This window comes from Terribacillus halophilus (genome assembly GCF_900162685.1).
Lineage (GTDB): Bacteria > Bacillota > Bacilli > Bacillales > Amphibacillaceae > Terribacillus > Terribacillus halophilus_A.
The window spans coordinates 1,717,251-1,739,666 of the sequence record NZ_LT727828.1 but is presented as its reverse complement, the minus strand read 5'-3'; the positions used below and the strand labels follow the sequence as shown (position 1 = coordinate 1,739,666).

Below are 22,416 nucleotides of genomic sequence, written 5' to 3'. Positions count from 1 at the left end.
ACAAAATCGCTTGACCCTTTGAAGTCTTACTTTGAGGAAATCAGCAAAAGTATTGATGCTTCGGCAGCGGAGCCAAACTTCGACGCAGCTCAGAAACACTTTGATACATTCCAATCTGACCTAGAGGGTATCTATAAAGAAGCTGACTTGAACGTACCAGACATGGCACAGGCATTAAGCTAAAAAAACGATGCAGATTTTCTGCATCGTTTTTTATTATAGTTGATAAATCTTGCTGTATTTCTCTGTCAAGTAGGTTACAAGATGATCTGCGTTCAATCCTTCGCCTGTAACATCTTGCAGCAATTCCAATGGCTTCTTCGCTTTTCCGTATTGATGAATCTGCTCTGTGAGCCATTGTTTTATCGGTGCAAAGTCCCCTGCTTCTATTAAGCTGTCTGTATCCAAAGATTCTCGCATTTTTTTATTAAATTGCGCTGCATACATGTAGCCTAATGCGTAGGATGGGAAATATCCGAAATCTCCGCCGGACCAGTGGATATCCTGGAGCACACCTTGTGCATCACTTTCTGGTACAATGCCAAGATACTCTTCCATTTTCTTGTTCCATATGTCTGGAAGTTCTGCAACCGTAATCTCATCTTTAAATAAGGCTTTTTCCAGTTCATAGCGGATCATAATGTGCAAAGCATAAGTCAATTCATCTGCCTCAATACGAATAAAAGAAGCCTTGACTTCATTAACAGCCTGATAGAAAGCAGCAAAATCAATCTCCTTTAGGGATGCAGGAGCGTATGTCTTAAATTCCTCGAAATGCCCTTTCCAGAATGCTTCGCTTCTCGCAACAAAATTCTCCCAGAATAAAGACTGTGACTCATGGATTCCCATGCTCGTGCCGCCAGCTAAAGGCGTAGCTGCCAATTCATCACCGATATTTTGTTCATACAGTGCATGCCCGCCTTCATGAATGGTACCAAACACAGCCATTCGGAAGTCTTCTTCGTCATAGCGCGTTGTAATTCGGACATCTTTGGAATTCAGCGTAATTTCAAAAGGATGAATCGTGTCGTCCAGTCTGCCTGCATCGAAGTCATACCCCATTTTCTTTAAGACAGCAACGGTAAATGCTTTTTGCTGTTCCTTGGAGAAGTGCGTTTCCAGTACGCTCACATCTGGCTTTACAGATGATTGTTTAATTTGCTCCAGCAAATGTGTCAGTGACTTTCTAAGCGCCGGGAATACATCATCAAGCTTTTCCATTGTGATGCCTGGCTCGTAAAGGTCTAAAAGCACATCATAAGCATGCTGATCAGGGTTCCAGTACGAAGCGAATTTCTTTTTGTATGCAACGAGTTCTTCTAGATAAGGCTGAAGCAGACGAAAATCGCCTTTTTCTCTCGCCTCTCCCCACACAGATTCCGCTTTAGACTGCAGCATAATATAGGCTTTATGCTCGGCTTCAGGAATTTTCTTATTACGGTCGTATTCTTTTTCACTTTCTGCCAATGATTTCACTAAAATATCATCCGTCGCAATTGGCTTCAGTTCATCAATCAGTTCCTTCATTCTGTCAGATGTAGACAGGCGGTGTGCTTGCTGCGACAGATAACCAATCGCTTCAGCCCGCTGTTCCATACCGGCTTTTGGTGCCTTCGTACGCAAATCCCAGTGCATAAGGGCTATTGCTTCTTCGTAGGCTTTCTGTTCCTGTATTAAGTCCCAATATTGCTGTGTTGCATCTGACATACTATCCGCTCCCTTTTTCAGATATGTTTACCGAAATACTGATAATAGTCGGTCTTAATGAAACCATTGAAAAGCTTGCGTTTCTTCGTCGCCTGTTTTCCGTAACAAGATTCGAAACCTTCATGTGATGTCAGGATATACCCGCTCCAAGAAGGGTTTTCCTGCATAATTCCGCCAAGCTGTCGATATGCTTTTTCCACCTCTGGCCGATCTCCGAGTCGCTCACCATACGGCGGGTTGGTGATCATATAGCCATTGTGAAGCTTAGGATTCCAATCAGAAACTTGCATCTGTTTCCAATCAATCAATTCGCCTAGGCCGGATTCCATGCTGTTCTGTTTGGCAATCTCGATCATCTTATGATCAATATCAGAACCTGAAATATGGAGTTCCTGATCGTAGTTGGCCAAGTCCTCTGCTTCTTCTAATGCTTTTTCCCATATATCGGATTTTATCCAGTGCCAATTTTCCGCATCGAATTCACGGTTGAACCCAGGTGCGATATTTTGACCAATCAAAGCAGCTTCAATGGCAATCGTACCACTGCCGCAAAACGGGTCATGCAACGGAAATTCCGGACGCCAATTTGTCAAAAGTACCAACGATGCCGCCAAGGTTTCTTTAATTGGTGCCTCACCTTGTCCGACGCGATAGCCGCGTTTATGCAAGCCAGTACCGCTCGTATCCAACGTCAAACTTACTGTATCTTTCAAAATGGCAACTTCAATACGGTGTCGGGGACCTGATTCGTCAAGCCACGAAGCAATACCGTATTTTCTTTTTAAACGTTCCACAACAGCTTTCTTCACGATACGCTGGCAATCAGGTACACTGTATAATGTTGATTTTACACTCTTTCCGATAACTGGAAATTCACCATTTTCTTGTATGTACGTTTCCCATGGTAAATCCTTCGTTTGTTCGAAGAGCTCATCAAAAGTAGTTGCTTTAAACTCTCCAACCAGCACTTTAATCCGGTCAGCTGTCCGAAGCCATAAGTTACAGCGCGCAATTGCCGATGGATCTGCCTGAAACAGCACTCTTCCGTTGTCTACTTTTACGTCTTGATAGCCCAGCTGCTTCACTTCACGTGCCACAACAGATTCTAAGCCCATTGCTGCTGTCGCAATCAGGGTCACTTGCCTGTTCATCATGTAAAACCTCGCTTTTATGTATTAAAAAGCCCTCTCTAGCTGAAACCAGTTAGAAAGGGCTGTTTGTTGTATACAGTGGACCAAAATGAATGTTCTGTAAGCCATGTTCTGTACCGATGCACTGCGAGCGGTGGTCAGCCTCGTACAACGGTAGTAATCATCTATCTACAAGCGTATTGCCTGTCCCTTTTTAGGTTGAATTCCCATAATCAAGGGTGCCCCTACCAACATTTGGGTTGCTCACTCGTGGGGTTTACCTCGTTCCACTCAGCAAGTTTCCAAGCTGACTACGTCACTGTGGCACTTTCAAGACATGTCGGCCATATCCGAAGACTTAGGCGTTCTGCCTGCCGTTAGCACATAATGCTACCTTGGCTTATGAATTCGCCAAGCACGAACACTACAGACATCTCAGTCTGTGTGAGCATGGACTTTCCTCTGCATTGCTGCAGCGATTACTCAAACACTCATTAAAGTTGCTTTCTTATTGTAGACGTTTCGACGTTAATAGTCAAGACCGTCCAGACTCAAACATCGTTTTCAGCAAATTTTTTGCCAAATACTGCTTTTTCCAAGTTAGACAAACGCTTTAAAATATCATAATTGACTTGATGATTCGTTTGCGTTTCTCGCACAGGAGCAGTTTGCTGCGGTGCTTGTTCCCTTTGTTGCAACACAGACCGTGATTGTCTGTCCTCACCTGACTGCTGCTGTCTCAGTCGTTCGTTTTCACTCTTTAATCGATCGATTTCTTTTTGGAATGTCTCATAATCTTGAATGATTTTATCCAAGTACTCGTCAACTTCATCTTGATTATAACCGCGCATGCCGGTTTTGAAGTTTTTTTCAAAAATCTCTTTTTGTGTTAGTTGGATATTTGCCAAAGCCATACACAATTCACCTCTTTATACGATTGTATATAAGTATATTCTTTCAAAACTAGCTGGGATTGTCAATTTTCAACTCACGTCTGATCCCAATAAGATGGATCATTCATCTGTTCTCGCTCGACAGTGTCCTGTAAGTCCAGTGCCGTCATATAGTACAGTTCATAGTCATGTGAATCTTTATAGACATGCGCTTCCTTCAAAAAGAAATCCACACTGCCTGTTTGATTTTCATCATACATGACGAGAGCCGCATCGGTTTTGGACAGCATCCATTTATCTCGTGCTTTGAATTGATGAGGTCCTTTATAGTCCCCTTCATAAATAGGCTGGTAAAAGTCCGCCAGCATGATCAGTTCCTGATATTCTTCCTGCAGTTCTTCCGACCAGCGTGCATCTTGGTTATCGAAGGGCGGGATGACCGCGAGCTGGATATCATAGTCTTCTTCTTTTAAATCAAGCACTATTTGCCCTGCCCATAACTCGATACCAGTCTGTCCGGATAAAAGCACCCATTCCAAACCGATCTCCATTAATCCGAGCAGCTTGTCTCGTATCGTTTCTTTCACATAGTGGATACGCGGGTCGTTCATCTTAAAGATTCCCATTTCATAATGCTTGTATCCTGTGAGGTATAATTTCTTCATTAGATACATGCTCTCCTATCTGCTTGCTGTTACTATCTAAACATAAAAGAGCTGGCTTACGCCAGCTCTTTTGTCAGTTTAATACCATTTCTTTTGCGTTGGTTTCGGTTTCGGAGCCATTTGCGGCTGTGGCTGCATTGGCTGCTGGTACATTTCTGGGCTCACTTGCTGCGGCTGTGGCATCGGCATTGGCTGCTGCATTGGCATTGGCATTGGCTTTGGACCGCAATCTTTGCAAGGATTAGGCATTGGTTTGTTGTCATGTGTAGGGCTTAGATGTGTTTCTTCGCACGTTTCTTCATTTGCGAAGGATGTTGAATGCGGGTACATATGAACATTGTTCACTTTATGATGGTTCACCACTGTTGTGTGGACAGGGTGTATATGCTCAATTACCTCTTGAGAGTAAGTGTGTTGTACATTGTTCATGACAGGGTCAACGACAGTCTTCGTCCCGCAGTGTACTGGGTGCGGCGGGCAATGGTGTCTTCTGCGCATGTTCTTTCCCCTTTCTGTATTGGATTCTTTATAAGATATGAAAGGAAGAAGGAACATGTACTATGACAACTACCTATATTTCAGGCGTTTCTTCTGATTAATCTATCCGTATGCCGTAATGCAGATAAAGATTGGGCTCCAATACCAAACATGCTGATACGCAGTTCGAGTTCCAGCTGTTCGAACCTTTCAATCAGCATATCAACTGATTGAACAGCCTCCGGTAAGATGGAACGGCCAAATCCTGCCATGTTGGCTCCGAGTGCAATTGCTTTTGCTGCCTCTACACCATTTGTAATCCCGCCGCTCGCGATTAAGCATGCTGGCGGTGTGGACAACTTACTCAGCTGCTCGACGCAAAGAGCAGTCGGAATGCCCCAATCGAGAAAGGCAGAAGCAGCTTTTTGCTTAATTGCATCTTGGGAGCGGTACTTTTCCACTTCAATCCAGGAAGTGCCCCCCGCCCCTGCCGTGTCTATAAACTGAACGCCCGCTTCTATCAGTTGTTTACAAGTATCCGGAGCGATACCGAACCCTACTTCTTTCACTCCAATGGGTACAGATAATTTTTCAGCTACATCGGCGATTTTACTCAACAAGCTGCTAAAATCTGTGTCTCCTTCATCTTGGAAGATTTCCTGCATACTATTCAGATGCAGTACAATTGCGTCAGCTCCTGTGATCTGAATAATTTGCTCACATTCAGCAGCAGCGTAACCATAATTGAGCTGCACGGCGCCGATATTGGCGAAGATGGGAATAGTAGGTGCTTCCTCACGCAATTGGAAACTGGCAGCTGCCTCCTTATTCTCCAATGCAACGCGGCTGGAGCCGAGTCCGAGCGCCCAGCCCTTCGCTTGTGCAGCTTTTGCTAAATGTCGATTAATTTCATGGGCACGCGGTGTCCCCCCGGTCATGCTGCTAATCAAAAATGGGACTTTCACTTGCTTGTCGAGAAATGCAGCAGAGGTGTCAATGGATTTAAAGCTGAATTCAGGCAATGCTTGATGTTCAAAACGATATCCTTCAAATCCGGTCGTAATTCCCTTTCCTTGCACTTGTTCGTTTAACGTAATATGTATATGTTCATCTTTTCGATTATGTATAGATCGTTGTTCTGTCATTTCTTTTTCCCCCTGGCTTTTGCATCTATCCTTTTATGATTGCTTGTGCTGTCATTTTTCCGCTTAGCGTGACCATCGGTGTGCCACCGCCGGGGTGAGTTGATCCTCCAGCAAACCATAAACCTTTAATATGCTGGTCTTTATTGCTGATTCTGAAAAATGCCTGCTCAAAACTGTTGGAACTCATCCCATAAATAGCACCTCGATAAGCGCGTGTACGAACGGCTAAATCTGCTGGTGTTTGGATTTCCTCATAAATGATTTCTTTCGAAAGCTCGGTAAGACCTCTCTTCTCGAGCTGCTGGACGAGCTTCTTCTTGTACTGTTCTTTATCCTGCAATTGGTTTATGCCTGTTAGGTACGGCGCATTTGCCAGAACAAACAGATTGCTCATAGCAGCTGGCGCCAAATCTGAGTCATCCGCTCCCGAGAAACAAATATACAAAGCTGGATTCTTTACATATTGCTTTTCCTGAAAAATCGAGGAAAATTCTGCTTGATAATCGTCTGGAAAGAACACATTATGATGTGCTAATTGACTGTATCGCTTCTTCACTCCCAAAAGCATGGTAAAACCAGACAAAGAAGGCTCCATTTTTTTTATTTTTTTATCCGTAAAATGCGGCCGGTCAGATGCTTTTAAGAGTCCGCTGTATAAACTAATCGCATCACCGTTGCCAATTAATGTATCACACGTATAATCACCTTTGGTTGTTGTCACACCAGTTACAGCACCATCGTTAACTTGAATACTCGTTACATCTGTCTCTTTTTGAATATGTATGCCTAATTCGGCAGCAAGTTTTTCAAAAGCTTCGATGAGTTTATAGGTACCGCCCGTTATGCCATATACACCTTTTCCGGTTTCCAGAAATGCGAGCATCGCAAATATAGACGGTGCCTGATAAGGAGATGAACCAATGTAAGTCGCGTATCTGCCGAAAAGTCTCCACGTATTCGGATGACGAAAATACCGGCGCAGCAGAGTCTGAAATGTTTGCAAAGGCCGGATACGAGCAAAATTGAGCAGCAGTTTTGGCTGCAGCTTTTCCTCCCAAAGAAATAGCGGCTTCTCGAGAAACGCCGCTTCCGAAATTTGAAACAAGCGTTTGCTTTCAGCTAAGAAAGCTGGATAAGCTTTGGCATCTGCCTTGCTGTAAAAAGCAATTTGCTCCTGCATCATTTCTACGTCGGCTGTCAGCTCCACAACCGAACCATCCGGAAAAAAATTCTTCCCGATTGGTGTAATTGGATAAAAATCAAGATAGTCCTCTGCTTTTCGCCCTGTATCATGAAAAACTTGTTCAAATATATGTTTCATTGTAATCGTACTTGGACCTAAATCAAAATGAAATCCTGCAGCATTCACTTGCTGCAGCTTTCCGCCGAGTGTTTTGTTTTTTTCCAGGAGTTGGACTTGCCAGCCTGCATGCGCAAGATAAATGCTGGCAGTAAGACCGCCCAATCCTCCTCCGATGATAATAGCACGTCTCATTGGTAATATCTCCTGCCTTTCCATTCGTATCCTTCCCCTCGCCAATGAATACGTATAGCATCTAAAGCGAGTAAGATGAAGAAGCTGCATGCAAGCGGATGAAGAAAACATGGCCATTTCTGTATCCGCGCTTGGTAATCAATATGAAATTTAATCAGTACGCCAAGTGCATAAGCAATCGCTGCCATGAGAACCGTCTGCATATCACCGGTCACGGCACCAAAAACGGCTAATGCGACTGGAACAATATAAAGAACACTGTAAAGCAGACAGATAAATAAAGTTAAGAAAATGTTGTTGCCTGTTCCCGAGAATATGTTTTTCCGAAAACCAAGCCAAACTTCATGATTCTTTTCATACATTCGCATACTGGCAAACTGCTCACCTCGAAGCAAGGCAACCGGGTAATTTGCTTGCTTCATTAAACGCATCAATTCCATGTCATCCAGAATAGCGGATTTTATAGCCGCATGTCTTCCCGCTTCGTGGTAGCTTTGCTGGTGAATGCAAATAAAAGCACCATGAGCTGCTGCAAATTTAGGATCGTAACTTCTTTGCACTTGTTTAATCGGTAAATGACATATCACTAAAAAAAGCATAAACGGAATAAGCATTCGTTCCATAAACGTATGGACGCGCTGTCTCGGGAAAGCAGAAACCATCTGAAATCTGCCATCCAAATAGTGCTGAAGCCGCTGAAGTCCTCTCGCTTCCAATGTGACATCTGCATCTAGAAATAAAAGCCACTCACCCTTAGCGTACTCGCCAAGCTGCTGGCAAGCATAGTTTTTCCCTGTCCATCCAGGAGGCAGCGCTTTACCGGAAAATAAACGTAAAGGCAGTTTATGCTCATATTGACGGACAATAGCTGCTGTCTGATCATTGGAATGGTCATCTAATACAAGAATCTCTTTTATGTAAGCTTGCTGAGGAATCAAGCTCTCCAGCAACCGGCCAATGGTTGCTTCTTCATTCCGTGCAGGTATGAGCACGCTCAGTTGCTGTTTGTTTGCCGCTGGCAGATGTTTAGCTGCTTTTGGGAAAGAGCGACTATTATGGAGATTCCAAATCAGCTGCAGAAGGAGTATGCAAATAATCGTAAATAATAAAGGAAACATCGTCCTCCTCCTTTTAGCTGATTTGTGCTTGCGGGTTCGTATTGGACCCGCCTATGATATTCTGTTTTTGTATATCCGCTTGGTCTTCAAGTATTTTTGATAAATACATACTAATGCTGTCTCTCGTCATACTTTGCCAGTCTTCTATAATTGGGTCACCGAAATGGAGAGAAGCATTTGGTTTTTTCTTTTCCCCAAAGTAATAATGAAGCGTCACAGGAACAACTGGGCAGTCCGACTGCTGCAGTAAATAGCCGACACCTGATTGAAACTGGAATGGACGCGTGTCTTGATGCATAATCTCACCTTGCGGGAACAGCCAGACATAATTCTTATCCTCAAGCAGCTGCCGCGCATAGTAAAGCGTGATAAGAACATCACGTATTCTTTGTTTATCTACCGAAAAGGCGCCTAATTTTTGAAAGAAACGATGCTTTTCCATACCTTCTTGCGCCATCAGCATATAATGACTTCCTTTGAGAAGCTTTTCCGCCGCTTGAAAGATTAATAATCCATCCCACCAAGAACTATGATTCGCAATGAAGATGGCAGGCTTTACTGGTGACTGCACAACACCAGTCGCTTCTACGCGGTCGAAATAACGGGGAAGTAAATAGTATTTTTGATATGCAGCGAATAGTTCAATGAACCAGCGCTTTTTTTCTGCCTGGATCAATTATTTTCCTCCCTTGTGTAATCAATACAAATACAATGGAAATTCCTGCCACGATGACAAATCCTTTTTTTAAAGCAAGCAATCCGAAAAACAAGAACATAAGCTGAAGCAGTCGAAATGACGGATGACCTGCAACCTTATCTTTTTGTAAAGGAAGCAGCAGAGACAATACTGCTGCCAGCACGAACCACGTTATAAAGTTGGTTGCCGGAATGCCATAATAAAATCCGCCTTTCCCCCATTGCCAGAAATCCCACGCCAGCGCGACCGGGTCCAGTATTAAATCAATTAACACTACCCAAGCGCCAGTCTCTAAAGCACGAAGCCATTTATTTTGCTGTGTACTAATCATGGTGCTGTTCACAATGAAACCTACCCAAGCAATGGCAATTGTAAAGGGTACATTCAGGATATGAAGTCCCAGCATTGATGTATATGCATACTCACCAAAAGGAAAGCCGGTATAAACACTTAGCGCTTCGATTAACAACGTCGTCACACCTATCGAAACTAGAATGGCGAGTGACTTCCTTTTTCTAGCTTTATGGAAAAAATAAGGATATCCTTGTTCTAAAACTGCCGCCGTATATAAAATCATAAAAATACTATTTGCAAAGTATAACCATTCTGGAAGTTCCCAGAACAATAGCACGAAAAGACCGATCAGCAGCCAAACATTGAAAATGCGATAAATCACGTGATGGATTCTCGTTTTCGGCTAGTTTTTTGTTTTCTGGCAGCTTGATAGAGTGCCAGTTTTCGTACGTGTGGCACATATGCACGTTTTCGAAACACGTCGTAGTCGTTTTCTTTAATAACATCCATAATGGCAGCATAGTAGCTGCTAGCTAGTGTAATGGCAAATGCGCTGTCCTCCGGATACGTGTCGATACCAGTTAAGCCTTCTTCAAACCATCTTTCCGCAATTGTCATCATATTGTCCACCATCTGGCGGAATTGCGGAGATAGCTCTTTGGCACGAAGAGCTTCATCCGTATAATCAAACGCAGTCATAATGGTAAGCGGCAAATAGCGCCGCCCGCGCTCTAGGTCTTCCCCGATATCCCGTAATATGTTGACGATTTGCATTGCTTTACCGAGCTGTATGCCTACTTGTACAATCTGTTCGTTCGGATAATCGTGCAGTACGGGCAAAAGCATCTCACCTACTGAACCCGCAACGTGATAGCAATAATCCTCCAGCTGATCAAAAGTTAGATACTGCGTATCCGCTTCGTCCATTCGCTGCCCTTTCATTTGCGTAAGAAAAGGTGCAGGTTCCAGGTTGGGAAAAGTATCAAAAAGCCAACGCAAAGAAGGCCAGATAAAATGCCCGTCTGCTTGTTCGAGATTACGGAAATGTGCTTCCAGTTCATCTAAGGTGTACACACTGTTTTCAGGTTCATCCATGCTGTCATCAATCATCCGGCAAAATGTATAAATCACAAATACAGCCTCTCGACGCGGTGAAGGAAGTCCGCTGAATGCTTGATAAAAGCTTGTGGAGTGCTGCTTCATCGCTTTTTCACATGCTTTCGCGTATGGTTTTTTGAGCATTATTTCCCACCTCACTCTTGATTAATTCACTCAGATTTTTAGCACCTTGCATTACAATTGGCACGCCTCCGCCCGGATGGACAGAAGCGCCCACAGCATAAAGTCCTTTTACGGGAAATGGTTTATTTTGCGGACGAAAACCGCCAGATTGGAACAAGCTGGGAGCAATCCCGAAGCTTCCGCCTTGATAAAGACCAGCGTCCTGTGCATCCGCTGGTGTCCGCACCTTCAACCACTGAATTGACTCTTTTAAACCGGGCATAAGCATGCGCTCTGCCTTGTCTAGAACACGCTCTGCCAGTAAATCTTGTTCCTGTTCCCAGTCAATCTCATTACCTGATGGAACAGGAACAAGAAAATAAAGAGCAGAGTCTCCCGGCGGCGCAGCCGATGGATCAATTGATCCTGGATGAAAGACGTAAAAGGACGGATCCTCTGGAACGGTTTGCGATTCAAAAACAGCTCGCATATTCTGTTCAAACTGCTCTGGAAGCACAAATTGATGTGTTTTTAAGTTGTCCCATTTCCGGTTTGCGCGGATATAAATGAGCAGACAGCCGCTCGAAGCCTCTGGCTGTTTTTTGGCAGTTTTTTTCTCACCGAGCAAATCGTGTATCGCTGGAAAATCGCCATTGAATACAACGCTGTCATAAGCTGCAAACGAACCGTTTACTTCAATTCCAGTGACACGTTTTGCTGATTTTCGTATCCGGTTCACTTTGGAACTGCAATGAAGTTTTATACCCCTTTTTTGGCAGTAAGACACTAATGTGCTGACAAATCCAGCATAACCGCCTTTCATATACCAAATGCCATGAACATGTTCACTGTAAGAAATCAATCCGTAAATAGCTGGTGTTGCATAAGGTGACCCTCCAATGTATAACGATTGCAGTGCATAAGCATGCTGCAGTTTTGGGTTCGTAAAGTATTTTCCGATATAAGTGTGCACATCACGGTGCGCTTTAGACTTATAAAGAAAATGTAAGTTAGCAGGTGTAAAGAAACGGCGTTTGTTGGAAAAATCCTGTTCCAAAAACTGTCTAACTCCAATCTGGTAGACGTCTTTCATATTCGTCATAAACCGATTAAAATGCCGCAGCTCACCCGGAAACTTCTGCGACAGCTCCTCCCGCTGACGGGCAGGATCTGAATACTTTGTATAACTCGTCCCATCTGCATAATGAATGTCATATAAAGGATCACATTGGACTATATCTAGCTCCTCGGCCGGTATCTCACATGCTTTTAGTACATTGCGAATCATATCCGGCAGCAGTACAATCGTTGGCCCTTGGTCTATTTGAAAGACACCGTCTGATTCATATTGCATTCTGCCGCCAGGCTGATCATGCTGTTCATAGATCGTTACTTGATGTCCTTGCCTTTCCAAAAGCAATGCCGCAGTCAGACCGCCAATGCCGGCACCAATAATGGCAATCTTCACGTTGTCACCTTCTCTTTCGTCGGGTTAACCGGCTGCGGAGCTTTTTTACCATAATAGTCGTTCACCAAATCAGCACTGATTTTGGCTGATTGAAAAATGGTCGGCAGCCCGCTTCCAGGATGGGTTCCGCCTCCTACAAGATAACAATGCGACAGCTCCTTCACTTGATTATGCGGACGATTGTACATCATCTGATCCAGTGAATGAGCCAGATTGAAAACAGCTCCATGATGAATATTCATTGCTTCCCAATCTGCCGGCGTGATGCAATGCTCGGCTTCAATCAACTCTTCTGCATTTTCCACATTTGCTTCCCGTTCCAGTATCCTTAGCATTTTTTGACGCATACGCGGTGCTGCTTCTCGCCAATCTATACCGGACTCGTTGTTCGGCACAGGCATAAGCATGTATACCGCTGATTTCCCTGCAGGTGCCGTAGTTGGATCCAATTTTGTTGGATAGTGGATATAGACGGATGGATCTTCTGAAAGAACGAACTGCTCCGTCATTTCCTCGACGTTCTTTTTGTAATCATCCGCAAAAACGACAGTATGATGTGATAAATCAACTTCCTTTTTCAAACCAAGATAAAGCATCATTGTAGAGCACGAGTATTTTTTATCGGTCATTTTCTTCTGGAATTTATCTGCCCATTTCTTCTCGAACAAATGCTGCACGCTATAGCTGTAATCTGCATTAATAACAACATCGTCGGCATCGATTTCTGCTCCATCTTCTAAGCGAATACCCTTTGCCTGTTTTCCATCTGTTAGTACTTGTGCAACAGGAGCATCGGTATGAACGATGCCGCCGTATTCCTCAATAACCTGGCGCATTGCTTCACAAACACGATTGACACCGCCTATCGGGTGGTACAAGCCAAATTTATGCTCCAGATAAGAAAGAATCGTGAATGTTCCGGGACATTTCCAAGGGGACATTCCTAAGTATTTAGCTTGGAAGGTAAAAGCATATTTCAGGCGTTCATCATAAAAGTAAGTGGACAGTTTGCTGTATACAGTTTGAAACATATCGAGTTTCGGCAGCGCATGCAGCACGTCTTTGCTTAAATATGTTCTTCTATGTAGAAAGGGACGGCGCAGCAGTTTTTCTACCCGATTGAATTTCTCTCCTTCTTTATCCATAAACCTGACAAATCCATCACTCTCACCAGGAAAGACTCGCTCAATTTCTTCCAGCATATCCTTTCTGTCGACTCTAGGGGTAAATGTTGTATCGCCGAAGCGAAGTGTATATAAAGGATCCAGTCTTTGTAACTGGACATAATCATGCAGATTTCGGCCAGCTTCCCCAAACATCTCTTCCAAAAGCTGAGGCATCATAAAAAAGGTGGCACCTAAATCAAACTGAAAGTCTCCCAGTTTCAAACGTGATGTTCGCCCGCCAATCACACTGTTTTTTTCATATATTTCTACGTTGTATCCTTTTGAAGCTAACAGCATTCCTGCTGTTAAACCTCCAGGACCTGCCCCGATAACTATGACCTTTTTCTTACGCAACGGACAAACCTCCATTCTAATTAGTTCTGTATACCCGGTTCACAAAAGAAAAAACCTATCAAACGATAAATTAATAAAAAAGCAAAACCAAAGTGCTGCACACACTTTGGTTTTGCTTTGCCTTTACTATTTAGATGCTCCTTCATCGGAGAACAAATCCTCCGGCTGAAAAGAAAATGGAAGCAGGTTTTCCATTGTAATGCTCTTACTGTTCCCGTGCATATTGGAGATATGGATTACCGCATCAGGAGTGAAGAACTCTGCCATTACCTGACGGCAGGAACCGCAAGGCGGCACCGGGCGCTCGGTATTTGCTACAACAGCAATTTCCGCAAATTCCTTTTCACCATTAGCTATTGCTTGGAAAATTGCGGTTCGTTCTGCACAGCATGTAACAGGATAAGCTGCATTCTCAATATTGCAGCCTTGGTAAACGTTTCCTGCTTTCGTCAAAACCGCAGCTCCTACACCGAACTTCGAGTATGGGATATAAGCCCTTTCTCTTGCTTGTTTCGCCAGGCTGATTAATTCGTCTTTTGTCATCTTACTCTCCCTCTCCTTCTAACCGTTCCAAGTCTTCATTAAGCAGTTGAATGACATAACCGATTGAATGATGATAATCCATGTAACGCTCCGATCGGATGTCTATGTAATAGCTGTGGAGAATGATTAGATGGATGTTTTCTTCTGTAGACTGAATTTGCTGCGGGTGCACACTCACTTCCCGCTGCTGTACAAACGCAGCAGCAGATTCGTTCCACTGCTGCAACAGGTCATACATCGGTTTTGTTTCTCGCTTTACCAGTTCGAAAAATTGTTTATCTTTTTTATCTAATGGCGGTTCATGCGTTAAAAAACGCTCTTTAAGAACCGCCATCTGGTCTGAAAGCTGTTTATTATAGATGCGTAATGTTGTCAATAAAATCCCTTCTCTGCTGATCGTGTTGTTCTATTATACAAGCTCTCAGGCTAATTTACCATGTTGAAGACAGCTTTTTTCCTGCTTTCTATCCAGACGATATTCGGCGCGCAGCAATCGTTCAATTAAAGGCTGCTTCATTTCCATGCGAGAACGGTTAGCCTGGACAGTAAGTCGTTGATCCATTTTTCGATAAGTACCAGTCAACTGAAACAGTGCAAGCTGCAGCTCTTCTTTTGTTGCCCCTTGTTGATTTTGCATATGAATACCTCCTTTTAATGTGTAAAGTTCTGCTAGCATCTGACTTCTCCTGCTCACCTGACAAAACAACAAAAAATACGTCGTGCTTCGCATGAATCAGACCTGTTTCGCTCATCCTAAGTTTAAAGGAGGGTGATAGTGATGAAAAAGCAAGAAAAGAAAACATCAACCGGACAGAAACGTCCAACAGCCCGCACAGCAGGCGATGGTTATGATAAGAAGTTAGATGGACCAAATCGTCCTTCCATATAAGCTGAAAAAGCAAAGCGATCAATCGACCGCTTTGCTTTTTCTTTTGAATAATTTACTCGTTCTATTCATCATACTTCGTTTCCAATAAAACAACGCACCTGCAGGACGGTGTGTTGTTTTATCGGGCTCGGACAGCCAATTCTGTTTTACACCCCCATAATGATACCAATCCGGTCGAATATTATCTTCATGCTGTATGATCTTATAGCACTTTCGCAGTGTTTTGCTGTTGTTCGTTCTGTATTGGCAATACCGTTCATAATCTTCACGTGAGCCAGAATGCGGCACAGTTTTAGCGAACTGAAGGAACATATCATGCAATTTCGGATCAAAAAGCAGCGCACTCAGCTTCTTTCCAAGCTGTATTCGCTTGTCCACACTTGTGAAATGGTGGGCATTCAGCCCGTACAATTCACCTTTTAAGGTAGGGAAAAAGACTGCATTAAGCCGGAGCAAATCCTGCAGCTGATACGGCCAGCGGCTAAAAATATGTTCTTTATAGAAAGATTGCACAATTACAGGCGAACCGATAACATGCTGTTCGTTAATGATTAAACTATACAGCAGTTGCTGTCCATTTCCTTCCTTTATGTAAAGCCGCCAAACTTTTTCCATAAAAGCGGATACACGAAAATGGCGCAGATGATCAATCATGTTAATTTGTTCTTTCTTATGTGCTTCGTACAGCAAAAGCTGCGGATAAGCATCCGAAAAAATAAGCCAATTAGCTCGTTCATACAAGGAGAATAGTTGTTTCCTGACACGAGCCGGCAGCAATCTTTGAAACATATCCAGCTTTAAATCTGTCATATTCCAGCCGGCATTCCTTGAAACCATGGAAGCTAAGAAGGACCAGCGTATTTCTGGATTTGCTTCATAAAATGCTTGATATGCCATCGTTCTTCGGATATTATCTAAGTTCGCAGCATTTGTTTTCTTTTCTATAGAAGCAAGCAGCCGCAGAGTATCATTATTTGTCATGAAATTGCCCCTTTTAGCAGTTGAGATCACCACACAAAGTGAAGTATTCTAAGGATTATGGTATGATCAATCCTATAATGGGGGGAGAAATGTGCAATATCCTAATGGGAAAAAGATCATCAAACAGACTGCTGCCCCTAAAGTAAAGCAGCATGTCGATTTTGGAAACAGGGGGATGACATTAGAGGAAGATATCAATGAGACAAATGAATATTATCTTGCCCAGAAAAAGGCTATCATCCATAAGAAACCTACCCCAGTTCAGATTGTCCAAGTCGATTACCCGAAACGAAGTGCAGCGGTAATTAAGGAAGCTTATTTCAAACAAGCATCCACTACGGATTATAATGGCGTATATCGCGGAAAATATGTAGACTTCGAAGCGAAGGTCACCAAAAACAAGACCTCCTTTCCGTTGTCCAATTTTCACGAACACCAAATCAATCATATGGAGCATGTATGCAGCCATGGTGCTATTTGTTTTGTCATCATGCGCTTTTCTGCGCGTGATCAGACATTTTTTTTTGAAGCAGAGAAACTTTTTCCATGGTGGAAACGTCAATATGATGGTGGCAGAAAATCTATCCCATATGAGGCTATAGCGGAAGAAGGATACCTGATTCCGATGAGATATCAGGCAAAGGTCGATTATTTACACATCATCGATCAGCTTCATTTTAGAACGGAGGAAGAGGAGTAATGGCAGAAAAAGGCCAATCTCGTGCATCACGCAGAAAACAGACAAAGAAGAAAAAACCTTTATGGAAGAAAATCATTTTAACGATTGTATTGTTAGGTGTATTATGTGTTGTTGCAGGCGGTTCTGTATTTGGATATTACGCAGCTACCGCTCCAGATTTGGATGAAGAAAAATTGACTGATCCCGCTTCTAATATCATCTACGATATGAACGGTGAAGAGTTTGCAGAATTAGGATCTGAGAGCAGACGGAAAGTTAACTTTGATGAATTACCGCAGCAGCTAATCGATGCTGTCACAGCAACGGAAGATTCTCGTTTCTTTGAACATAACGGAATCGACTTTATTCGTACTGGAGGCGCGGTGCTCGCCAACTTCCAAGACGGGTTTGGCGCGGAAGGCGGAAGTACAATCGATCAGCAGGTAATCAAACGTTCCTTCCTCTCTCCAGAGAAAACTGTCAAACGGAAAATGCAGGAATGGTGGCTCGCCTTAAAGCTTGACCGCCAATATTCCAAAGAAGAAATTTTAGAAATGTATCTAAATAAGGTGTTTTATGGACAATATGCTTATGGTGTAGCTACTGCAGCAGAAACGTACTTTGGCAAAGACGACTTAAACGAACTTACCTTGCCGGAAACTGCTTTGCTGGCAGGTTTGCCACAGCGTCCAACGGCATATAACCCGTATGAAAACCCTGACTTGGCGCAAGAACGAATGAATACCGTTCTCGACTTGATGGTACAGCACGAGAAAATAACACAAGCAGAAGCCGATGAAGCGAAGCAAACAAAAGTCGAAGACCTGCTTACCGAAAAGCAGCCGCAAGCAAATAAATACGGCGCTTTCCTTGATCAAGTACAAAAAGAATTAAGCGAACGATTTGAAGATACCAATCTTAACCTGGACGGCATGAAGATCTATACGACGTTAGATCCAGATGCACAGGAAACCGTTGAAAGTGCACTTAGTGAAGACAGCGGCATTGTGTGGCCGGACGAACAGCTGCAAGCTGGTATCACCTTGCTCGATACGAAGAGTGGTGCTATCCGCGCTATCGGCGGTAACCGAAATAACCAGCTTGGCGGATTTAATTATGCTATTCAAGGAGATGGCCGACAACCAGGATCGAGTATGAAACCACTCGTTGATTATGGCCCGGCATTAGAGTATGGCGTTTACACGTCCACTTATGAGCAAATCAATGACGAACCAATCGTTGTCGAAGAAGCGCAGGATTGGGAACCTCAGAACTATGATGATCGTTTCCATGGCTGGATGAGTGCAAGAACCGCACTTATGAAGTCTTACAACATACCTGCAGTCAAAACGTTTGAGGCTGTTGGTTTGGATAAAGCCGAAGAGTTTGGCAATGGATTAGGTCTGGAATTTAACTCAGAAACAGGTATTCAGTATTCCGACGCAATCGGAGGTGGTAGTCGCTTCCACTCCATTGATATGGCCGGAGCTTACGCTGCTTTTGGTAACGAAGGCATATATACAGAGCCTTATGCCATTACAAAGATTGAATTCAGCGATGGCAGTACGTTAGATATGAAACCAGAATCTAACGCAGCTATGAGTGAATCGACTGCATATATGGTAACAGATATGATGCGTTCGGTTATGACAGAAGGCACAGGGACCTTAGCTAACGTTCCAGGGTTAGATATTGCCGGTAAAACAGGTACAACGAATCTTCCCAACAACAAACCAGGTAGCCCTGATTCTTGGATGAATGGTTTGACAACCAATTATACCTTATCCATCTGGACTGGTAATCCTGATGGGAACAAGGCAATTAATGACGGCAATGGCGTCAAAGGCACAAATGTTGCCAAATACTTGTTTAAACAAATTATGACCGAAGTGCACGAAGGCAAAGACACAGGAGAGTTTCAAAAACCCAGCAGCGTAGTGGAGGCGAAAGTCGAAAAAGGCTCTCGCCCCGCTGCTTCTCCAAGCTCTGCTACCCCCTCTTCCTCAATCTTGACGGAGCTATTTCTGAAAGGCCACCTTCCAGGAACAACTTCAGAACGTTATGTAGAGGAAGAAATTGATCCTGTCACTGGTCTTTCTGCCAACTATGATGAGGGAAGCAATAGCATTAACGTAAGCTGGAATTACGATGGTGATGCTGAGTTCAGTTTAAAAGCTGATCCTAGCGGTTCCCAAACAACTTCTGACACATCTGCTGTTATAGAGAACGTCGAAGCTGGACAAACCTATGATATCTCTGTTACAGCTTCTGTTGATGGTGAGACAAGTGAAGCAAAAACCACTTCCGTAACTGTTCCTGGTGAAGAAGAAAATGCAGAAGAAGAAAATCCGGATGAAAATGCGGACGAGCAGCAGCAGGATCAAAACGCAGAAGATCAGCAAAATGAAGACGAGCAAAATTCAGAGCAAGACGAAAATCAAGAGCAGAATGATCAGAATGATGATCAAAATGCAAATGATAATAATAACGAAAATAATGGAAACCAAGGTAACAATGGTAACGGAGATTCCAATCAGAATGAAGATCAGTCAGGCAATGGGCAAGATGAACAGCCAGCCAATGGCGATCAAGAAAACGGCGGTTCTGAGGAAGAAGCCGATGATGGCTCTGGTTCCGAATCTGATCAAAATCAGAACGAAGAATCCGAGCAGCAAACAGAATAAAATGCCAACCAAAAAGACAGTCACTCCTATTAGGATGACTGTCTTTTTAATTTGCTTCCGCTTTTAAGCGTTTTTTACCTTCACGGCATATCTCATTCAGTGGACATGCCAAACAGTTAGGATTTCTTGCCTTACAGTGATAACGACCGAAAAAAATCATGCGGTGATGCGTATCACTCCATTCATCTCGCGGCACTTTTTTCATCAATGTGTTTTCTACTTCTGTCACATTATCTTTCCATCGGCATAATCCTAGACGCTTGGACACACGCTCAACATGTGTATCGACTGCAATAGCTGGTTCATTGAATGCTACCGATGCCACAACATTGGCAGTCTTGCGCCCTACTCCGGCAAGCTTCACCAATTCATCGCGGGTATCTGGTACAATCCCATCATATTGGTCAATTAATGTTTGACACAGCTTCTGGATGTTTTTCGCCTTGTTACGGTATAGACCGATAGAACGAATATCATGCTGCAGTTCCTCTAGTGACACAGCTAAATAATCTTCTGGTGTTTGGTATTTGTTAAAAAGGTCCTTTGTTACCTTATTTACTAGGTTATCTGTACATTGCGCAGATAACAATACTGCGATAACAAGCTCAAACGCATTTTTGTGGACCAATTCACAGGCTGCTTCAGGAAACATATCCTGCATTGTATCCAACGCTCTGCGTATTTGTGTTTTGTTCAGCATTGGCTTCTCCTCCTCAGTCTTCTTCCAGCCAATTGTAATACACACTCACATCGCGTGCTGGCGCTGCTTGCTGTTCTGCGCGCACGGCGGCTGCAGCTGGTCGTTGATTCTCATGGAAGGATTTGCTCTCTTTACGTGCCTGTTCTACGGAGCGGACACCTTTGCGTTTCCATTCCCGCAAAATACGGTCGATATAACGGAAATTCAACTTACTCATCAGTACCGCTTCACGAAGAGCGGCTTTGATTAAGGATGGCGGCTGCATATCCTCATCCAGCCATAATGTAACCGTTTCTATCTCAAAAGGAGATAGCGGGCGGCCAAATTCCTGCTCAAATAAAATGAAGATAGCAGCTTCTTCTTCTTTATCTGTGTTCTTTTCCGGCTCCGGATATACAGTTTCCTGAAAGACTAGGTTCCACAGGCCGTTCAAGCTGTATGCCTGGCTGCGCACAGCATTATCCTGTACATCATCTATCTGAATCATATTGCGCTGCACAAGCTTACGTAATATTAATGCTACATCACGCTCCGACAGCGTTACTCTGGCTGCCAATTCGTCTGTTGTTGGAAACATCGTACCTTGCTGCTGGAAAAAGCAAATATGCAAGATAACCATCATTTCTGTCTCGTTTAAACCAAGTGCTGTATATCGTTCCATTAAAATACCGGGAAAGGAAATTGGATTTCCCAGTATTTTCTGGTAGTTCAAATTGTTGTTGTTCATCTGGGTTCTCCTCCTTTAATAGGACAATCCCTCGTCTAATGGACAAGGGATTGTTAATATTTCTATTTATTATTATGGGTACAAGCGATTCAGCAAGCGCGGGAATGGAATCGTTTCGCGAACATGCTCGACACCTGAAAGCCAAGCAACGGTTCTTTCTAATCCAAGTCCGAAGCCTGAATGCGGCACACTGCCGTACTTGCGCAGTTCCAAATACCAGCTGTAAGCATCGCCAGTTAGGTTATGCTCTTCATAGCGTTTTTCCATCAGCTCTAGATCGTCAATTCGCTGCGATCCGCCGATGATTTCTCCGTATCCTTCTGGAGCGATTAAGTCGGCACAAAGGACAACATCTTCGCGATTTGGATCCGGCTTCATGTAGAATGCTTTGATTTCAGCTGGGTAGTGCGTGATGAATACTGGTTTGTCGAAGCTTTCCGCGATTGCAGTTTCGTGCGGTGCACCGAAGTCTTCTCCCCACTCCACATCATCAAAGCCCTTTTCTTTCAGCAAGTCAATTGCTTCATCATACGTAATACGCGGGAAAGGTGCTGTCACTTTAGCAAGTTTCTCTGTATCACGGCCTAAGATTTCAAGGTCCAATTTGCAGTTCTTCAGTACAGAAGCAACTAGGTAACTGATGTAATTCTCTTGAATTTCCAAGCTTTCATTGTGTTCAACAAACGCCATTTCCGGTTCAATCATCCAGAATTCAATCAAGTGACGACGTGTTTTGGATTTTTCAGCACGGAAAGTCGGGCCGAATGAGAATACTTTGTTGAACGCCATTGCAGCAGCTTCCATGTAAAGCTGTCCGCTTTGGGAAAGGTATGCTTCTTCATCAAAGTATTTTGTATGGAACAATTCCGTTGTACCTTCTGCAGAGGAACCTGTCAGAATTGGCGGATCAATTTTTGTATAACCATTTTCATGGAAGAATTCGTATGTTGCACGAATAATTTCATTTCTGATCTTCATCACAGCATGCTGTTTTTGTGAACGAAGCCATAGATGGCGGTTGTCCATTAAGAATTCTGTTCCATGTTCTTTAGGTGTAATAGGGTAATCTGTAGCCGCATGAATTACTTCCACGCTGCTCACTTGAATTTCATAACCAAAAGAAGAACGGCTGTCTTCTACTACTTTCCCTGTTACATACAGAGAAGTTTCCTGTGTCATATTTTTGGCAGTTTGGAATACTTCCTCGGATACGTCGCTTTTTACGACAACGCCTTGGACGAATCCAGTACCATCACGAAGCTGCAGGAAAGCAATCTTCCCGCTGGATCGTTTATTGCGGAGCCATGCCCCGATTGTTACTTCTTCTCCTACATGCTCATTAAGCTTTGCAATTGTAGTCTTCAAAAAAAAACCTCCAATGTC

At 43.5% G+C, this 22,416-nt stretch carries 24 protein-coding genes and 1 other RNA gene; 4 read left to right on the top strand and 21 right to left on the bottom strand.

The features are described 5' to 3' along the window. The coding region (locus B1K52_RS18015) for a hypothetical protein (RefSeq protein WP_179106553.1) at positions 1–183 on the top strand (183 nt) is incomplete at its 5' end. A 33-nt stretch (positions 184–216) separates the two neighbouring features. On the opposite strand, the gene B1K52_RS13445 is transcribed toward B1K52_RS18015, so the two are convergent. From B1K52_RS13445 to B1K52_RS13365, 17 genes are all read right to left on the bottom strand, one after another. After that, complete coding sequence (locus B1K52_RS13445) at positions 217–1,707, bottom strand: carboxypeptidase M32 (RefSeq protein ID WP_077309073.1); 1,491 nt, start codon at positions 1,705–1,707, stop codon at positions 217–219. Between the two features lie 17 nt (positions 1,708–1,724). Beyond that, positions 1,725–2,858, bottom strand: coding sequence for a THUMP domain-containing class I SAM-dependent RNA methyltransferase (locus tag B1K52_RS13440; RefSeq protein WP_077310599.1), 1,134 nt, complete (start codon positions 2,856–2,858; stop codon positions 1,725–1,727). A 95-nt stretch (positions 2,859–2,953) separates the two neighbouring features. Beyond that, positions 2,954–3,328, bottom strand: an RNA gene (gene rnpB / locus B1K52_RS13435) — RNase P RNA component class B. 60 nt (positions 3,329–3,388) lie between these two features. Further along, entirely contained in the window at positions 3,389–3,751 is a 363-nt protein-coding gene (gpsB, locus tag B1K52_RS13430; RefSeq protein ID WP_077309071.1) for a cell division regulator GpsB, read from the bottom strand. 74 nt (positions 3,752–3,825) lie between these two features. After that, the gene (locus tag B1K52_RS13425; RefSeq protein ID WP_077309069.1) at positions 3,826–4,395 is read right to left on the bottom strand and encodes an SLOG family protein; all 570 of its coding nucleotides are present in this window, start codon (positions 4,393–4,395) and stop codon (positions 3,826–3,828) included. 78 nt (positions 4,396–4,473) lie between these two features. Further along, a complete protein-coding gene (locus tag B1K52_RS13420; protein ID WP_179106552.1) occupies positions 4,474–4,893 on the bottom strand; it encodes a CotD family spore coat protein in 420 nt (139 codons plus the stop codon). An 80-nt stretch (positions 4,894–4,973) separates the two neighbouring features. After that, entirely contained in the window at positions 4,974–6,017 is a 1,044-nt protein-coding gene (gene fni, locus B1K52_RS13415) for a type 2 isopentenyl-diphosphate Delta-isomerase (protein WP_077309065.1), read from the bottom strand. 25 nt (positions 6,018–6,042) lie between these two features. Next, a complete protein-coding gene (locus B1K52_RS13410) occupies positions 6,043–7,512 on the bottom strand; it encodes a phytoene desaturase family protein (RefSeq protein WP_077309063.1) in 1,470 nt (489 codons plus the stop codon). Then, the gene (locus B1K52_RS13405) at positions 7,509–8,630 is read right to left on the bottom strand and encodes a glycosyltransferase (RefSeq protein WP_077309061.1); all 1,122 of its coding nucleotides are present in this window, start codon (positions 8,628–8,630) and stop codon (positions 7,509–7,511) included. The genes B1K52_RS13410 and B1K52_RS13405 overlap by 4 nt, the downstream gene beginning before the upstream one ends. A gap of 13 nt (positions 8,631–8,643) precedes the next feature. After that, a complete protein-coding gene (locus tag B1K52_RS13400) occupies positions 8,644–9,306 on the bottom strand; it encodes a lysophospholipid acyltransferase family protein (protein WP_077309059.1) in 663 nt (220 codons plus the stop codon). Next, positions 9,272–10,003, bottom strand: a complete 732-nt coding sequence (locus tag B1K52_RS13395) for a carotenoid biosynthesis protein (protein WP_077309057.1) — start codon at positions 10,001–10,003, stop codon at positions 9,272–9,274. The genes B1K52_RS13400 and B1K52_RS13395 overlap by 35 nt, the downstream gene beginning before the upstream one ends. Further along, positions 10,000–10,863, bottom strand: coding sequence for a phytoene/squalene synthase family protein (locus tag B1K52_RS13390; protein ID WP_077309055.1), 864 nt, complete (start codon positions 10,861–10,863; stop codon positions 10,000–10,002). The genes B1K52_RS13395 and B1K52_RS13390 overlap by 4 nt, the downstream gene beginning before the upstream one ends. Then, on the bottom strand, positions 10,832–12,310 hold the full coding sequence (locus tag B1K52_RS13385; RefSeq protein ID WP_077309053.1) for a phytoene desaturase family protein: 1,479 nt from the start codon (positions 12,308–12,310) through the stop codon (positions 10,832–10,834). The genes B1K52_RS13390 and B1K52_RS13385 overlap by 32 nt, the downstream gene beginning before the upstream one ends. Continuing rightward, positions 12,307–13,830 (bottom strand): phytoene desaturase family protein, encoded by a 1,524-nt coding sequence (locus tag B1K52_RS13380; protein WP_179106551.1) that lies wholly within the window; start codon positions 13,828–13,830, stop codon positions 12,307–12,309. Before B1K52_RS13380 ends, B1K52_RS13385 begins: the two co-directional genes overlap by 4 nt. A gap of 126 nt (positions 13,831–13,956) precedes the next feature. Continuing rightward, entirely contained in the window at positions 13,957–14,373 is a 417-nt protein-coding gene (locus B1K52_RS13375; protein ID WP_077309049.1) for a cytidine deaminase, read from the bottom strand. A 1-nt stretch (position 14,374) separates the two neighbouring features. Then, on the bottom strand, positions 14,375–14,749 hold the full coding sequence (locus B1K52_RS13370) for a DUF1798 family protein (RefSeq protein WP_256855913.1): 375 nt from the start codon (positions 14,747–14,749) through the stop codon (positions 14,375–14,377). Positions 14,750–14,794: 45 nt separating this feature from the next. Then, a complete protein-coding gene (locus B1K52_RS13365; RefSeq protein WP_143588888.1) occupies positions 14,795–15,010 on the bottom strand; it encodes a hypothetical protein in 216 nt (71 codons plus the stop codon). A 141-nt stretch (positions 15,011–15,151) separates the two neighbouring features. Here B1K52_RS13365 and B1K52_RS17725 point away from each other — a divergent pair, with 141 nt between their 5' ends. Beyond that, positions 15,152–15,262 carry a spore protein gene (locus tag B1K52_RS17725; protein ID WP_143588940.1) on the top strand — a complete coding sequence of 37 codons (111 nt, stop codon included), beginning with the start codon at positions 15,152–15,154 and terminating at the stop codon, positions 15,260–15,262. A gap of 18 nt (positions 15,263–15,280) precedes the next feature. Here the strand turns inward: B1K52_RS17725 and B1K52_RS13360 are convergent, their stop codons facing one another. Further along, on the bottom strand, positions 15,281–16,243 hold the full coding sequence (locus B1K52_RS13360) for a DUF2515 family protein (protein WP_077309045.1): 963 nt from the start codon (positions 16,241–16,243) through the stop codon (positions 15,281–15,283). Positions 16,244–16,334: 91 nt separating this feature from the next. Between B1K52_RS13360 and recU the strand changes: the two genes are divergently transcribed. Together recU and B1K52_RS13350 are read left to right on the top strand one after the other, a co-directional pair. Continuing rightward, positions 16,335–16,943 (top strand): Holliday junction resolvase RecU, encoded by a 609-nt coding sequence (recU, locus tag B1K52_RS13355; RefSeq protein ID WP_077309043.1) that lies wholly within the window; start codon positions 16,335–16,337, stop codon positions 16,941–16,943. Beyond that, positions 16,943–19,606, top strand: a complete 2,664-nt coding sequence (locus B1K52_RS13350) for a PBP1A family penicillin-binding protein (RefSeq protein ID WP_077309041.1) — start codon at positions 16,943–16,945, stop codon at positions 19,604–19,606. The genes recU and B1K52_RS13350 overlap by 1 nt, the downstream gene beginning before the upstream one ends. 46 nt (positions 19,607–19,652) lie before the next feature. On the opposite strand, the gene nth is transcribed toward B1K52_RS13350, so the two are convergent. The 3 genes from nth to asnS form a co-directional block, all read right to left on the bottom strand. Then, positions 19,653–20,306, bottom strand: a complete 654-nt coding sequence (gene nth, locus B1K52_RS13345) for an endonuclease III (RefSeq protein ID WP_077309039.1) — start codon at positions 20,304–20,306, stop codon at positions 19,653–19,655. Positions 20,307–20,319: 13 nt separating this feature from the next. After that, the gene (locus tag B1K52_RS13340) at positions 20,320–21,033 is read right to left on the bottom strand and encodes a DnaD domain-containing protein (protein WP_077309037.1); all 714 of its coding nucleotides are present in this window, start codon (positions 21,031–21,033) and stop codon (positions 20,320–20,322) included. A gap of 72 nt (positions 21,034–21,105) precedes the next feature. Next, positions 21,106–22,398 carry an asparagine--tRNA ligase gene (asnS, locus tag B1K52_RS13335; RefSeq protein ID WP_077309035.1) on the bottom strand — a complete coding sequence of 431 codons (1,293 nt, stop codon included), beginning with the start codon at positions 22,396–22,398 and terminating at the stop codon, positions 21,106–21,108. Positions 22,399–22,416 lie beyond the last annotated feature (18 nt).